The sequence below is a fragment of the Blautia hydrogenotrophica DSM 10507 genome (assembly GCF_034356035.1).
Classification (GTDB): domain Bacteria; phylum Bacillota; class Clostridia; order Lachnospirales; family Lachnospiraceae; genus Blautia_A; species Blautia_A hydrogenotrophica.
The window spans coordinates 1415515-1430700 of sequence record NZ_CP136423.1; the positions used below are offsets into that span (position 1 = coordinate 1415515).

Below are 15186 nucleotides of genomic sequence, written 5' to 3' on the forward strand. Positions count from 1 at the left end.
TATAAGCTGCGCAGCAGCTAATCGGAGCTGTTATGGCAGAAGTGTTGCTTTTGCAGCAAAAGATTTTCAAGTAAACGATTGAAAAGAGCGAAAAAAAGGACTAAACTAGAGATGAAAAGTAAATCGTCACAGACGGAGGAAGGTTATGACAGAATTATGGGATCTGTATGACAAATTCAGACAAAAGACAGGCCGGTTTCATGAGCGGGGGAAGCCGGTTCCAGAGGGGTACTTACATATTATCATTCATGTGTGGATTCGAGACAGAGAAGGAAGATACCTGATGTCTCAAAGACACCCAAAAAAATCTTTTCCACTGATGTGGGAATGTACGGGTGGGGCTGTGATCGCAGGAGAGGACAGCCTTACGGGAGCCATGCGGGAGGTAAAAGAGGAGCTTGGTGTGACCCTGGACCGAGACAAAGGGGTGTTGTTCAAGTCAGAATGCCAGGAGTCCCACAAAGTATTCTACGATGTCTGGCTGTTTCAATATGACCAAGAGGGACCTTTGGTTTTACAGCCAGAAGAAGTGGTAGCTGCGCGCTGGATGAATGAAAATGAGATTCGTAAGTGCGCACGGGAAGGGTGTTTGATGCCTATGTTAAATTATTACGAGGACGTGTTTTCTTATGAAAAAACACTGGTGTAATAGGTTTTTTTGAGAATATTTCGCGAAGATAGGAGGAAGCTGTTGCAAAAGAGAGTCTAAAGCGGCGGCTTCTTCTTAGTTTATGAAGAAAAAGGGAGCAGTTATGGAAAAAGAGCAGGCATTGGAATTTTTATGTAGAGTGGCAGAAGGGATTGCGGAGACTTTTGGGAATTCTTGTGAGGCGCTGATTCAAGATATGTCGCAGAAAAATCATCCAATTTTGGCAATCTATCACGGCCATGTGACGGGGCGTCAAGTGGGATCTAAGGAAGATGTCTACGGTGCAGTGTCTGAGGAGGAGACCATTTTGGACCTGAAGCATGATTTGGTAAATCATCTGGTAATCAGTAAAAAAGGGCGCAGAATTAAGTCTTCTACTTTTTTGCTGAAAGGAGAAGACTATCACTACGCGCTGGGTGTGAATTTTGACTTCACAGAGCTTTATCAGGCGGTAAAAATTCAGGAAGATCTCTTACATGTCAGATCAGATTTAGAAAAAGCGGTGACTGAGGAGGTTCAGGGGAGCCTTCAGGAAATTTTCGATGGGTGTGAGGAGCTTATGGGAAAATCAGCAAAAACCATGAATAAAGCAGAAAGGCTGCGATTGGTGAAGTTGTTGAAAGAGAAAAATGCATTTGAGTTTTATAAAGCAGTTCCTTACATTTCAAATAGAATGGGAGTGACCAGGTATACAGTATATAATTATCTGAATCAATTGGAGCCGTAGAGTTTCTTAAAATAGAACAGAAAAAGAATGAAACAGATAAAAATAATTAAAAAGTGATAAAAAGATCCATACAATTCTGTCAGGAAAAGTATGGACTTTTTTTGTGATTTTTTTGAATAAAAAGCAGCAATTATAAAAATAAATTTTTAAAGTTTATATTACGTTAAGTGAGTAGTACTAATTATACGTTCATCAAATCTGAGTCAGAGATAAACTGAAAAATCTGTTGGCGCAATAATTTTGCTGCAGGAGAAATGTATTTTGGATAGACGGTGACAAGGCCGATGGTTCGATAAGAGACAGGAACAAGAGAAAAGATATTTATGTTTTGAGAGTTACATAAAGCAGCTGTTTTAGGAGTGATGCAAAATCCAAAGCCGTGTTCAACCAAAGCTCGGCAGGCGTCGTCTGACTCAATACGGAAGTTAGAATCAATGGAAAGACCATTGTCGAGCAGATATTTTAGGGGCTCGGTATCATATCCTTCCGATTGAAGAATAATCGGAAGCGTCTTTAAGTCCTCTATTGTGATAGTTTTCCCGTTTAGGGGGAAATAGTCTTTAGGAGCCATGCATACAAGAGGTGTTTTATGCAGTGGGAAAAAGGTGTTATCGTGTATCACACTGGAGGGCGTGATCGCAAGGTCTACTTCTCCCCGGTCAATCCATTTCTTTATCTTGAGATCCCCGGACTGGCGGACGATGACTTTGATTTCCGGATATTTTTTATAAAATTCTTTTAAGATTGCCGTGAGCCATAATTGTGTCGTACTGTTAAAAGAAGCAATACGAACCACGCCGGAATTTGTGTTTTTGAGACTAAAAATTTCTTGTGTTAAAGTATCATTGCATTGCAGAAGATTTCTCACATGGGGCAGAAGAATTTTGCCATTTGAGGTGAGTTCAATACTGTTCCTGTTTCGAATGAATAACGGGTAGCCGTAGTCGTCTTCCATTTTGGCGATCATATGACTGACTGCAGAAGGAGTGAGATTGAGTGCGCGTGCGGCTTTTACAAAACTTTTATAGTTTACGACTTCAAGAAAAATCTGCCAGGAATATAGAGACATATCACGTGTTGTGATACAGATCAAATTTTAGGGTATCCCGTATCACTTCTCCTTTAGTTTATTGTACTTGAAGAAATTTGACATGTAAAGATTATTAAAATGAAATTGTATTCATATTAAGATGAACTGCGGCAAGAAAAGTTTTGGATTTGTTTAAAAGGATTTCTTGATAATGGAGAAAATTTATTACAAAAAATATGTGGAAAAAAGAAAACAAGATGAATGGTTTTTCAACTTATCTTATTGGAAATTGCGTTTTACAAGAAGAAAGAGATAACTTAAACTTAATCTATCTACAACACAGATGTATTATGGGCCCAAGAAAACATCTGCAATAAAAATACGGACGATTATGAAGAGGAGGTATTGAGATGACGAAATATGCGAAGCGAGTGTACGTGATGGAGGAAGAAGCAAAAAAGTTGGATTCTTTGACTGGAAATTTAACCAGCAACGACATCATTTCTTTTGCAGCGGGAGCGCCGGCTAAAGAAGCTTATCCATTCGATGCTTTGCGTGAAATCTCACAGGATGTTTTCCAGAAAAGTGCAAAGGGCTATGAATCGGTAAAATATGGCTCGGCAGTTGGATTTCCTAGTTTGAGAGAAATGGTGTGTGAGGAACTGCTTACACCTAGAGGCCTTCACACGAAGGCAGAGAACGTTATGATTACAAGCGGCGGAATTCAGCCGATGAATCTTCTGTGCCAGTTGTTGATTGATCCAGGAGATGTGATCTTGGTGGAAACACCAACTTTTGTACACACTACTATGATTTTTAAAATGTTTCAGGCAAAAGTGGTTCCATGTGTGATGGATGATGACGGGATGGTTCTGGAAGATGTAGAAGAAAAGATAAAAAAGTATCGACCTAAGATGGTGTATACGATCCCAACATTCCAGAATCCTACGGGAATTACCATGTCTTTGGAGAGAAGAAGACGTCTGGCTGAATTGGGAAGCAAATATGACGTCGTTATTCTGGAAGATGATCCTTATCGTGAGATTCGTTATAGCGGCGAACATTTGCTGCCGATTAAAGCCTTTGATACCACAGGGCATACAGTCTTTGCCAACAGTTTTTCAAAAATCTTCTCTCCGGGCAGCCGATTGGGATATTTGGTGGCCAGTGACGAGATGATCCGCAGATTAAGCGACATTAAACTGGGGACAGATACCTGTACCAATACGATAGCTCAGGCGATCTGTACAGAGTTTTTCAAAAAAGGATATTATCCAGATCATCTGAAGAGAATCTGTGATATTTATCGCGGAAGAAGGGATGTTATGCTGGAGAGCATTGACGCGTATTTCCCAGAAAGAACGAAACATACCTGTCCTGATGGTGGGTACTATGTATGGGTGGAACTTCCAAAATCGATTGATGCGACGGAGCTGGCGTCGAGAATTGCAAAAGAGCTGAATATATGCTATGGAATCGGAAGTGCATTTTATTCAGAGGGGGCACCAGAAGGCGCAGGAAGAAACTGTATGCGTATGAATTTCAGTGGTCTTGAGCAAGAAGTAATTCGCGAAAACGTAAAAAAATTGGGAGAGTTTTTGCAGGAGGAGAGATAAAATTATGAAAAATCAGCTAAAAGAGAAAATAAACAATCAGGGGAAGGTGCTCGGAACTTTTTTTACAATGGGAAATATGAGTGCAATGGAATGCTTGGGTTATACGGGATTAGATTTTGTGATTGTGGATACGGAGCATGGACCTTTTGACACGGAGACGGCGATGAATTTGATACGGGCAGCAGAAAATGTGCGTTTGACTCCACTGATGCGTATTGCAGATGTTTCTCATAAAGAAATTCAAAGAGCTGCCGATATTGGGGCAAAAGGGCTGATTGTCCCCTGTCTCAGAACTATGGATGAGATGAAAAGTCTGGTGAATTTGGCAAAATTCTCGCCGGTTGGAAACCGAGGGTTTATTAAAGGACGCGGTTGCGGCTTTGGTTACAAGGAATGGGCGAAAGATATTCGAGAGTTTATGGAAACGTCCAATGAACAATTGCTGGTTCTTCCTCAGTGCGAGACGGTAGAATGTTTGAATATCATTGAAGATGTGGTAGAAATAGAAGGTATCGACGGTATCTTTATAGGGCCGTTTGATTTGTCTATTGCAATGGGAATACCTGCGCAATTTGACCATCCAGATTTTACAGCTGCAATTGAGCGCATTTTAAGAGCATGTAAAAAAGCAAGTAAACTGACTTTCATATTTACGAGGAATCTTGCGGATGCAAAAAAATATATGGAAAAAGGTTTTGATGGAATTGCTCACACTATTGACTCCACAGTTTTAATAGAAGGATACCGGACAATTGTAGAAAATTTGAAGGAATCTATATAAAGCATGGAGAGGGAAAAGATTTCAAAAACATGCAGTCTGAAGTATAGTGAACAGGAGGATAAATATGGGCGAAAGTAGCGATAAATTAGAGTTTCATGGTGGTAAAGGAATGAGTTTAGTGCCATTGATACTGTCGATTATATTTGCGATTTACTTTTTTGGGTTTGCAGGGTGTTATGATACCATTGCTTTGGCTCTGGGAAGTTTTGTAGCATTGATTTTGGGAAGTTTCTTTGCAAAGGGTGTGGAGAACTACTGGAATGCCGTTATCTCTGGAATGTCAGACGAATTAGGAAATACTTTGGCACTGATTTTGGTTGTTGTCGGGATTTTCGGAAAAATGATGTCGAGAGGGCAGATTACCGAAGGGTTTATCTGGCTTGGGGATATTATTCATATAGGAGGGAGCACAATTTGCGTTTTCACGTTTATTATTACAGCGATTATTGCTACGTCCACTGGATCTTCAGTTAGCACGATTCTGACAATGATCCCAATTTTAATGCCAGTGGCAGCGATTATGAACGCCAATATACCGGTATTTATTGGGGCAGTAATCAGTGGAGCTTTGTTTGGCGATTCGATCGGACCGGTTTCGGATGTAACGATTGCGTCGTCTCAGACTCAAGAATACGCAAACCGAAGCGGCAGACCAGATATCGGCGGGGTTGTAAAAGCGAGACTGAAGTATTCCCTGACTGCTTTTGTGATTACGATGGCTTTGTTCTTTATCTTTGGTTCTAACGGGACGATCGGGGTGATGGAAGAAGACCTGATGGCCAAGTATTCGAACCCGCGCGGACTGTTTATGTTGATACCGATGGTCTTGCTTTTGGCATTTGCGTTTAAGACCAGAAATATTTTTCTGGCAGCTACCGTGGGGATTATTAGCGGAACGGTGGTAGGCCTGATTACTGGAATTATGACACCAGCAGATATTTTGACTGTATCCGATGGCGTTTTAGGTGGGTTTATCATTGATGGTATAAATAATGTAGTCGGAACAATCCTATTTGTATATGCGTTGGTTGGAATGATAGGAATTTTGAAAAAATGCGGTATGATGGGTGCTATGGTAGAAAAATTGTCAAACAGCAAAGCAGCAGGATCAGTAGTCGGAACAGAGTTAATTATTTCGTTTGGTTCAGCACTTACTGGTCTTTTGATTGGCTCGGCAAATGGACCGGCTTGTCTAATGTTTGGAACCATAGGCAATGAACTAGGGAAAAAGGCAAAATTGCATCCTTATCGTAGAGCTAATTTAATTGCTGCCTTTACTTCGTCTTTACCGATTATGAATCCTTTCTCAAGCTTGTTTATCATATTGGCTATGGGAGCAGTAAATAGTGTTTGTGAGGAATATTCTTTTATTGGAACGGTGAGTCCGTTGTCTCTTCCTCCATATATGTTTTTCTGCATTGTCTTTCCATTAGTATTTCTAGTTTCAATTTTTACTGGATGGGGCCGGGAGTATGAAGGTGAAAATGGCGAAGTTATGAGAAGAACTAAAAAATAAAAATTCCGTGAAAAATAAGAAAGAATATCATAGGTATAAAAGGGTATTGGTTAATATCTGATAAGTTTCCCTCTAGATAAACAAGTTTAAATGATTTTACTTGTTTACCTGGAGGGAATTTATTATGTCATATATTCTGGAAGGTTTTATAAGATTCTTATTCTTTCTGGAAAAATGAATAAGCATATGATTAAACAATATGTAAAAAACAAATTGACTAATTGTTTAATTTATGCCATAATAAATTGCAACCGTAATTGAGATGAAAAAATCTTGTGCGGAAAACGTCTAAGGCTTACAAAAAGAGGAGGGACTATAGTGAAAGAAAAGAAGAAAATCGGTTTGACTGGTTGCATTTTAATGGGAATCGGTTGTATCGTGGGTTCAGGAATCTTTGGCTCTCTGCCAGAGATCATCAGCACCACAGGGGGTGGTATTGTCTATGCGTTGATTTTAGCGGCCATTGTGATTATTCTCAGGTCAATTACAAGGATGTATACGATTGCGGCTCTACCTACCAGCGCATCTACCTTTATGCATGCTACGAAACTGATGCATCCCTATGTAGGGGCTCTGATTTCGGTCAATGCGTTTTTGCAGCCTACTATGGTAGCGTTGTTTGGTGTTTTGTTTGCGACATACTTTCAGGAATTGTTTCCTGGGTGTCCTCTTAGCAGTACAACAGTCAGTGTATGCCTTTTAGCGGCATTTGCGGTTTTGGCCTGGTTTGGAAATAAGTCTACGATATCTGTGGGCAATATCATCGTGATAATTCTGTTGGCAGCGATTGCTGTGTACATAGTCTGCGGTCTTCCTCATTTAAACCCGGAGAATATCAGTTTTATGTCTGTGATCAAACCGGGAATTTCCGTGAGTGCTGTCAGCGCGGCAGCAGGAGTGTTGACTTCTTCTTTGTCTGGTGCCAGTTCCTGTGCGGAGCTTGCAGATGATGTAAAAAACCCGGGCAGAAATGTGCCGATTACTTTGATTGTGTGTCCAGTATTGGTATGTCTGACGTATATTTTGATGGCGGTAGTCACGTTAGGAGTGGTGCCCTACGCGAATCTGGAATCTCTGGCACAGGTGGCCAGACATTTTTTGTCACCTGAACTGATGATTTTCTTTATCGTGGGAGGACCGATTGCGGGGATTATCACTTCTTTGATTCCTGTCGCATTGGCCTGTGTAGCGGTTTTTGATTTTTCGTCCAGAAACCGTATTTATCCAGAGGTGTTATCTAAGAAGAATAAGTATGGAGTGCCCTATTGGAGTTTGCTGATTGTATCAGCAATTTCTATTGGAATCTGTGCTACGGGCGCGACTTTTGGTGTGGTGATGACTGTATTTTCTCTGACGAATACCATCGGAGAGCTGCCTAATACTATCTCTCCGATCTTTGCCTACAAAAAATATCCAAAAAGCTGTGACAATTCCAGTGTGAGAATGTCCAGTAAGGTGGCGACAGCGTTGTCGGTGATTACTTTCCTAATCTGTATCTATCTGTGTGTGGAGATGGTGAAAACTCTCGGAATACAGGAGATTGCTCTGACGGCAGCAGTCTATCTTCTGGGATATGTCTATTTTTTTGTGCGGGTTCGCTATCTGAGACAGAAAGAAAATTACGATTTGATTGGAGAATTGAAAAAACCGTATGAGCGTTGGATGGAGAGAGAAAAATCTCTGTGAACAACAGTTTGGAGGAATAAAAAATGGAGAAAAATTTTCTGGAACAGTTGGAAAGAGAAAGAGCGAGATTTCCTGTTTTGCAAAATACAGCTTATTTGGAGACTGCTGGTACTGGCCTGATTCCAGATTATGTGTATGAAGGGGTAAAAAAATACCAGGACGATAGGTATTTGATCGGCGGAGATTCCAGATGGGGCGAAGGAAAAGGGACTCTTACGATGATTGCTGAGGCAAAAGAAAATTTGGCTAAAATGATCAATGCGTTCCCGGAAGATCTTGCATTCGGTAATAACTCTTCTCAAATGTTTAATTTGTTTGTAAATGGGATTGGACTGAAAAGTGGGGATAACGTGGTTTTGGCAGAGGGCGGATGGATTGGAACCCGTTATGCGTGGCAGCTTCAAGAAAATTATGGAGTAGAGCTTCGGTATGTCAAACCAATTAAAGGGGTTGTAACTCCCCAGATGCTGTTTGAAAAATGCGATTCATGTACAAAGGCAGTCTCAGTAAACTATGTGGAGAGTACGACGGGATTTCGCGTCGATGCCGCTGAGATTGGAGCATGGTGCCGCAGGAAGGGAATTTGGTTTGCCGTCGACGGGGTACAGGCCCTGGGAATTTTATCTGTGGACGTGGAAAGGGACCAGATAGATTTTTTAGTGGGAAATGATTATAAGTGGATGATGCACTACAGTGGTTTGGGATATGCGTATATTCATCCGAAATTGAGAGAGCATCTGCACCATTGGGGAGCAGGATGGATGTCAGATGTGGACCGGTTTAATACGTCGAAGGAACATTTGGTGCTTCGAAGAGACGCCGGTGCATACGAGCAGGGATATCCCACCGTTTCTGGAATTTTCGCTCTCGGGATGGTGGCGGAGCACTACCTGAATCTGGGTGGAAAACGTCTGGAGAACTATATGCTGGACTTCGTAGAGAAAGCCTGTGAAGCGCTGGAAAAAATTCCTGGAGTGTCTGTGTGGAATAAATATGAGAGAAAAAACCGTTCCACGATTGTAGTGGTGTTATTGTCTAAAGAACTACAGGTGGACCAGGAGAAGCTCGATAAGGCGCGTGTCGCGGCTCATGTTCAGGATGGCGCCCTGTATGGGGCGGACCGGAGTATGCGTATTAGCTTTCACTACTATAACAACTGGGAGGATGTAAAAGCCTTGTGTCAGGCGATTCAAGGTTGTAGAGAATAAAATAAAAGATTGGCGGGAAAATACTTCAAGTGAGAGAGCGAGAAATATCTATCCTGCGGCAAAATAAAGAAGGAGTGAGATGGGAAGACATCTTCCTGTCGGTGAAAAAGATGGATGTAGAGAAAAAATTGAAAGAACTGAAAATCGAACTATCAGCAGGGCCTTCGCCAATGGCAAATTATGTGAGCGTCCAAAAAGCCGGGACACTTTGGTTCTTTTCGGGAGCCGGTCCTTTAAAAGACGGCAAGGCCACGGTGACTGGCCGCCTGGGAGAGAATCTGACGACAGAACAGGGCTATGCGGCAGCCCGGGAAGCAGGAATTGTGCTGCTGGCGTCCTTGAAGAGAGAACTGAACGGGGATTGGGAGCGCTTAGAGCAGATTGTAAAGGTACAAGGCTTTGTCTCTAGTACAGATGACTATTATGAGCAACCAAAAGTGATTAACGGGGTTTCAGATTTATTTGTGGAGGTTTTGGGGGACCGGGGACGCCATGCCAGAACTGCTCTGGGGACGAATGTATTGCCGTTTGGGCTTCCTCTGGAGGTAGAAATGATTGTGAAAGTGAGGGAGTGAGAATCGCTTGCTTTACATTTGCGGAAATGATTGCAGGCTTAGAAGAAATCAGGCTGGATGAGTATCTTTCCATTGTCAGTGAATAAGCTGTTGCGGATAATACGCCAACACAGACTATGTAAATTACGCGGAATCAGATCGCAGGTGAATACCTGCGGTCTTTCTTATGACATAAAAAAGAGTTCTTGGTTCCCAAGAACTCGAAAACAGTCTGTAGGGGAGTCGAACCCCTGATTCTGCCGTGAGAGGGCAGCGTCTTGACCACTTGACCAACAGACCCTGTATCAACAGTACTTGCATATCATACACGATCTTTTTACAAATTGCAAGTACTTTTTTAAAAAAATATAAAGTATATATATTTTGAATATTTAGTTACTTTTTGAGAGGCGATTCGTTTTCCTTCCATAACAAGACAAAGCAGTGGAAACGTTGTAGGTTTTGAATTAGGTGCTGTCTTTCATAGATCTTTTTCATAAAGTAATTTAATGAATTACTTTTATACTTTCGTACATTTTCTGTATTCATCTAAAAAATATATAAATATATGTTTATCGTATATTTATGGTTGACAAACATATATTTGAAATGTATAATCATGGCATAATCAGAAAGGAGATATGTATTATGAACGAGAATACATTAAAAAAAACAACACATTTTATATCCGTTATCTTCAATGTTGCCAGTATAATTGCAATTATTGTGGATATTGGAGCTGTAATACTTTTAGGCGGTACATTATTAAGCCAGATTACACGTCCTGGATATTTAGCAAAACAAATAATAAATGCAGAAATGGAATTAGTGTTTAGCGAATGGGTTGCTTTCTTAGTTTGCTTTATTATAAAATGCAGTTGTATATTTCTGGCTATTAGGTATTCAAAAAAATTATTTTATTGTATATCAAAGCAGGAGTCCCCATTTACTGCCAATACAACAAAATGTATCAATATAATTGTTATTTTTACTTTTGCTTCTATGGTTTGTCCTTTGTATCCATATTATCCTATTAGCTTTTTATCAATTATAGAGGGCATATTTGTAGTTTTAATTTTTAGAAGTATCACGTTGATATTCAAATATGGTTGCAGTTTACAAAAAGAAATTGATGAGACATTGTAGGAGTAGAGCTATGGCTATTATATTAAGATTAGACAGGGTAATGGCAGATAGAAAAATCAGCTTGAAAGATTTAGCAGAGCAGGTGGGGATTGCAAATATAAATTTATCTAAAATTAAAACAGGAAAAGTGAGTGCAATACGTTTTTCCACGTTAAATGCTATTTGCAAGGCACTGGATTGTCAGCCTGGGGATATATTGGAATATCAGAAAGACATAGAAGAATAAAATACAATTTTACAACTTCATATCCATACACACAAAGCAGTTAGTCTTAGGATGGACTGCTTTTTAAAAAGACATCATTTAGGTGTAATGATGTCTTTTGAGTGTTATTTTATAAGTCATATCAAGGCTCATTCAATTGTGGTAAATTCGTGGTAAAATGAATGTTTTTTATATTTCAAAATGCTTGAAAGTATAGTGTTTATGCGGATCATCAAAAATTAGATATAAAATTTATTAATAAAAGATTTTTCAAATTTTAGTTTACACTTGAATCTAAAACTATGAATGATGACTTGTGTGCTTTAATTTTAAGATTCCAAGGATTAAGATGGCGATTGCAGTGATTTCTATTATTAATGTTAAGAAAGGATATTCTGCATAGAGTCTTCGCCGTCCGAAAGGCAGAGAAATTAAATATAGCCCGGCAGTAATAAAAATAACTGCCCATATTAGAGTTTTTTTACGTTTTCCTTCTTTTGTCAGATTTTCGTCATATTCCATGTAACAACCGTTGACATCGTTTAAGAAGAATTCTTTGAGAAAAGATTTTATTGCACTTCCCCATGAAGAACTCTTTGATTTTGACTTTTTTTTACGTTTCAGTTTGTTAGTCATTGACATTCTCCCCTAAAAGGTTTAAATCACTGGATAGTTCATTTTCTTGAAGCAAGCCCGAGGGTTCCTAGTTTCCTCGGATTGATTTTGTGATATTTAGGGATATTATCCCATATTATTGCGCTTTTAGAAATTTTGAGGAATCTTTATCTGTCTGTTATTTTTGGTGTAATAGGGAGGCATTTTCACACATCAGCGTAGTAAGGTCTTTCCTATCAAACGAAAAAGAGCTCTTGATCTCCAAGAGCTCTGAAAACAGTCTGTAGGGGAGTCGAACCCCTGATTCTGCCGTGAGAGGGCAGCGTCTTGACCACTTGACCAACAGACCCCGTATCAACGGTACTTGCATATAATACTACATTCTTTTATAATATGCAAGTACTTTTTTCAAAAAATTACATGTTTTGTCATATCGGGCTCTGTGTCTCGAAAATTTTTGCTTAAGACACAGGCGGATTTGCAGCGCTGCACAAAGCTTTAGTGGTGTGTGAATGCTCTCAGATGTGAGAAAGCAAAGGAAAAGACAAAGCGGTGGAGAGAAGAAGCGTGCCGCAGGAAGGAAGACGAAAAATGAGAGGAAAGATAGATCTTCATGTTCACTCGAATTACTCAGATGGGACCTACACTCCGCAGGAGCTGGTAAGGATAGCCCTGGAAAAAGGCCTGAGAGCTTTTGCACTGACAGATCACGATACGACAGAGGGAATCCCGTTGGCGGCGGAGGCGGCAAGGGGCACTGGCTTGGAGGTGATTCCGGGAATCGAGTTTTCCACCTCTTATCAAGGGAAGGATGTGCATATATTAGGTCTGGGAATCTGCCCGGAGGACCGAAGCTTTCAGGAACAGCTGGAATATTTCAAGACTTCTCGAGAGAGGCGCAATGAGAAGATTATCCAAAAAATGCAGGAAAAGGGACTTCCCATCAGCCAGGAAGCTTTGGAGAAGAAGTTTCCCGGGGCGGTGGTGACACGGGCGCATTTTGCCCGCTATCTGAAGGAGGAAGGATTGGTCGGTTCGAACCAGGAGGCTTTTGATCGGTATCTGGGAGACCATGCCTGCTGTTTCGTCCCCAGGGAAAAGGTGACTCCGGTCCAGGCAGTGCGTTTGATTAAAGAAAACGGTGGGTATGCAGTGCTGGCTCATCCATTGATTTATGGAATGGCTAAGGAAAAATTGGAGAATCTGGTTAAAGAGCTGAAAATTTTTGGTTTGGACGGTATTGAAGCGATTTATTCACAGAATCGGTGGAATGATGAAGGACAGATGCGTGCATTGGCTAAAAGACATGGGTTAAAGATCACAGGGGGGTCTGACTATCATGGAGCCAACAAACCGGGGATTGAGATGGGGTGCGGAAAAGGAAACTTAAGCATCCCTTATGAGATTTGGGAAAATTTAAAGAGATAGGATTTGCATTTTAAAGGAAAATGTTGTTATAATATGGAACAGTTATCGAAGGCCAGGGATTGTGCCGGATAGAAAGAAAGGATTGAAAAAATGGCAAAAAAGAATACTTACGATGCGGCCAGCATATCCGTTCTGGAGGGCTTAGAGGCTGTTCGAAAAAGACCGGGAATGTATATCGGAAGTGTATCTCGCAAAGGATTAAATCATCTAATCTATGAGATTGTTGACAACGCAGTAGATGAGCATTTGGCAGGATACTGCAGTCATATACGGGTCGTGTTGGAGAAAGATGGTTCCTGTACGGTGTCTGACAACGGCAGGGGGATTCCGGTGGATCTCCATGAGAAAGGAATGTCCGCGGAACGACTGGTGTTTACCACGCTCCACGCGGGAGGAAAATTTGATGATTCTGCCTATAAAACAAGCGGCGGTCTTCACGGAGTAGGTTCTTCTGTAGTAAATGCGCTGTCGACTTATTTAGATATAAAAATCAGCAGGGACGGTTATATTCACCACGATCATTATGAGAGAGGAATACCGACCATTGAGTTGGAAAACGGATTGCTGCCCCGAATCGGAAAGACGAAAGAGACGGGGACCTGCGTGAATTTTTCACCAGACCCAGAGATCTTTGAAAAGACCCGGTTTTCTGCCACGGAGGTCAAAAGCCGTCTGCATGAGACCGCTTATCTGAATCCTGCCCTCACGATAGAGTTTGAAGATTCGCGTGCAGAGACGGCACAAAAGGTGGTTTACCATGAGCCGGAAGGGATCGTGGGATTTATCCGGGAATTGAATCAGAGCAAAGAAGTACTGCACAAACCTGTGTTTCTGAAAGGGGAGTCAGAAGGCATTTCCGTGGAGGCTGCCTTTCAGTTTACCAATGAATTTCATGAAAATGTGTTGGGATTTTGCAACAATATATATAACGCAGAAGGAGGAACACACCTGACAGGATTTAAGACGACGTTTACCAGTGTGATGAATACTTATGCTAGGGAATTGGGCGTTTTAAAGGAGAAGGACAGCAACTTTACCGGGGCGGATATCCGAAACGGTATGACGGCGGTAGTTTCCATTAAGCATCCTGCTCCTAGATTTGAAGGACAGACCAAGACGAAACTAGACAATCAGGATGCAGCCCGGGTGACTGGGAAGGTTTTGGGAGAACAGCTAGTTTTATATTTTGATCGGAACTTAGAGGAGTTAAAAGCAGTTCTCTCCTGTGCGGAGAAGGCCGCGAAGATTCGAAAGACCGAAGAGAGAGCAAAGACGAATCTGTTGTCCAAACAGAAGTATTCCTTTGACTCCAATGGAAAGCTGGCCAACTGCGAGAAGAAAGACCCTTCTGTCTGTGAAATCTTCATTGTGGAGGGAGATTCTGCTGGTGGGTCCGCGAAGACAGCCCGTGATCGGAATTACCAGGCGATTTTGCCCATAAGGGGCAAAATTTTGAATGTGGAAAAGGCCACGATCGATAAGGTCTTGGCAAATGCGGAGATCAAGACGATGATTAATGCTTTTGGCTGTGGTTTCTCCGAAGGGTATGGAAATGATTTCGATATCACGAAGCTGCGGTATGACAAGATTATTATTATGGCAGATGCAGATGTGGACGGAGCTCATATCTCCACGCTTTTGCTGACGTTGTTCTATCGTTTTATGCCGGAATTGATCTATGAGGGTCATGTATATATTGCGATGCCGCCTCTGTATAAGGTGATGCCGAAGAAAGGGGCGGAAGAATATTTGTATGATGATAAGGCATTGGAGAGATATCGAAAGACCCACAAGAGCGGGACTTTTACACTGCAAAGATACAAGGGACTCGGAGAGATGGATGCGCAGCAGCTCTGGGAGACAACCTTAAATCCCCAGACGAGAATTCTGCGCCGGGTGGAGATCGAGGACGCACGGCTGGCTTCCAGCGTGACGGAGGTGCTGATGGGGACGGAAGTGCCGCCCCGCAAGGCGTTTATCTATGAACACGCTCAGGACGCCCAGTTGGATGTATAGGAGGGTGAC

At 41.5% G+C, this 15186-nt stretch carries 14 protein-coding genes and 2 tRNA genes; 12 read left to right on the forward strand and 4 right to left on the reverse strand.

Features of this window, described 5'->3' with window-relative positions; genetic code table 11:
* Positions 1-145 precede the first annotated feature (145 nt).
* Both BLHYD_RS06635 and BLHYD_RS06640 read left to right on the forward strand, forming a co-directional pair.
* Positions 146-649 carry an NUDIX hydrolase gene (locus BLHYD_RS06635; RefSeq protein WP_005946488.1) on the forward strand — a complete coding sequence of 168 codons (504 nt, stop codon included), beginning with the start codon at positions 146-148 and terminating at the stop codon, positions 647-649.
* A 103-nt stretch (positions 650-752) separates the two neighbouring features.
* Positions 753-1376, forward strand: a complete 624-nt coding sequence (locus BLHYD_RS06640) for a helix-turn-helix transcriptional regulator (RefSeq protein WP_040350413.1) — start codon at positions 753-755, stop codon at positions 1374-1376.
* A 181-nt stretch (positions 1377-1557) separates the two neighbouring features.
* On the opposite strand, the gene BLHYD_RS06645 is transcribed toward BLHYD_RS06640, so the two are convergent.
* Positions 1558-2469, reverse strand: coding sequence for a LysR family transcriptional regulator (locus BLHYD_RS06645; RefSeq protein WP_021845975.1), 912 nt, complete (start codon positions 2467-2469; stop codon positions 1558-1560).
* A 347-nt stretch (positions 2470-2816) separates the two neighbouring features.
* Between BLHYD_RS06645 and BLHYD_RS06650 the strand changes: the two genes are divergently transcribed.
* The 6 genes from BLHYD_RS06650 to BLHYD_RS06675 all read left to right on the forward strand — a co-directional run bounded on the left by BLHYD_RS06650 (position 2817) and on the right by BLHYD_RS06675 (position 9788).
* Complete coding sequence (locus BLHYD_RS06650) at positions 2817-4022, forward strand: aminotransferase-like domain-containing protein (RefSeq protein WP_005946494.1); 1206 nt, start codon at positions 2817-2819, stop codon at positions 4020-4022.
* A gap of 4 nt (positions 4023-4026) precedes the next feature.
* The gene (locus BLHYD_RS06655) at positions 4027-4803 is read left to right on the forward strand and encodes an HpcH/HpaI aldolase family protein (RefSeq protein WP_005946496.1); all 777 of its coding nucleotides are present in this window, start codon (positions 4027-4029) and stop codon (positions 4801-4803) included.
* Positions 4804-4867: 64 nt separating this feature from the next.
* Positions 4868-6319, forward strand: a complete 1452-nt coding sequence (locus BLHYD_RS06660) for a Na+/H+ antiporter NhaC family protein (RefSeq protein ID WP_005946499.1) — start codon at positions 4868-4870, stop codon at positions 6317-6319.
* 318 nt (positions 6320-6637) lie between these two features.
* The gene (locus BLHYD_RS06665; protein ID WP_005946500.1) at positions 6638-8005 is read left to right on the forward strand and encodes an APC family permease; all 1368 of its coding nucleotides are present in this window, start codon (positions 6638-6640) and stop codon (positions 8003-8005) included.
* 23 nt (positions 8006-8028) lie between these two features.
* Positions 8029-9213 carry an aminotransferase class V-fold PLP-dependent enzyme gene (locus BLHYD_RS06670; RefSeq protein WP_005946502.1) on the forward strand — a complete coding sequence of 395 codons (1185 nt, stop codon included), beginning with the start codon at positions 8029-8031 and terminating at the stop codon, positions 9211-9213.
* 29 nt (positions 9214-9242) lie between these two features.
* Positions 9243-9788 (forward strand): RidA family protein, encoded by a 546-nt coding sequence (locus tag BLHYD_RS06675; protein WP_021845971.1) that lies wholly within the window; start codon positions 9243-9245, stop codon positions 9786-9788.
* 207 nt (positions 9789-9995) lie between these two features.
* Here BLHYD_RS06675 and BLHYD_RS06680 read toward each other — a convergent pair.
* Positions 9996-10067 (reverse strand) — tRNA-Glu (locus BLHYD_RS06680).
* 348 nt (positions 10068-10415) lie between these two features.
* Between BLHYD_RS06680 and BLHYD_RS06685 the strand changes: the two genes are divergently transcribed.
* On the forward strand, positions 10416-10913 hold the full coding sequence (locus BLHYD_RS06685; protein WP_021845970.1) for a hypothetical protein: 498 nt from the start codon (positions 10416-10418) through the stop codon (positions 10911-10913).
* Between the two features lie 10 nt (positions 10914-10923).
* Positions 10924-11139, forward strand: coding sequence for a helix-turn-helix domain-containing protein (locus BLHYD_RS06690; RefSeq protein ID WP_005946508.1), 216 nt, complete (start codon positions 10924-10926; stop codon positions 11137-11139).
* Between the two features lie 279 nt (positions 11140-11418).
* Here BLHYD_RS06690 and BLHYD_RS06695 read toward each other — a convergent pair whose 3' ends face one another.
* Together BLHYD_RS06695 and BLHYD_RS06700 are read right to left on the reverse strand one after the other, a co-directional pair.
* Positions 11419-11754, reverse strand: coding sequence for a hypothetical protein (locus BLHYD_RS06695; protein ID WP_005946510.1), 336 nt, complete (start codon positions 11752-11754; stop codon positions 11419-11421).
* 256 nt (positions 11755-12010) lie between these two features.
* A tRNA-Glu gene (locus BLHYD_RS06700) sits at positions 12011-12082 on the reverse strand.
* Between the two features lie 242 nt (positions 12083-12324).
* Between BLHYD_RS06700 and BLHYD_RS06705 the strand changes: the two genes are divergently transcribed.
* Together BLHYD_RS06705 and BLHYD_RS06710 are read left to right on the forward strand one after the other, a co-directional pair.
* Positions 12325-13161, forward strand: a complete 837-nt coding sequence (locus BLHYD_RS06705) for a PHP domain-containing protein (RefSeq protein ID WP_005946512.1) — start codon at positions 12325-12327, stop codon at positions 13159-13161.
* 90 nt (positions 13162-13251) lie between these two features.
* A complete protein-coding gene (locus BLHYD_RS06710; RefSeq protein ID WP_005946514.1) occupies positions 13252-15177 on the forward strand; it encodes a DNA gyrase/topoisomerase IV subunit B in 1926 nt (641 codons plus the stop codon).
* Positions 15178-15186: the final 9 nt, after the last annotated feature.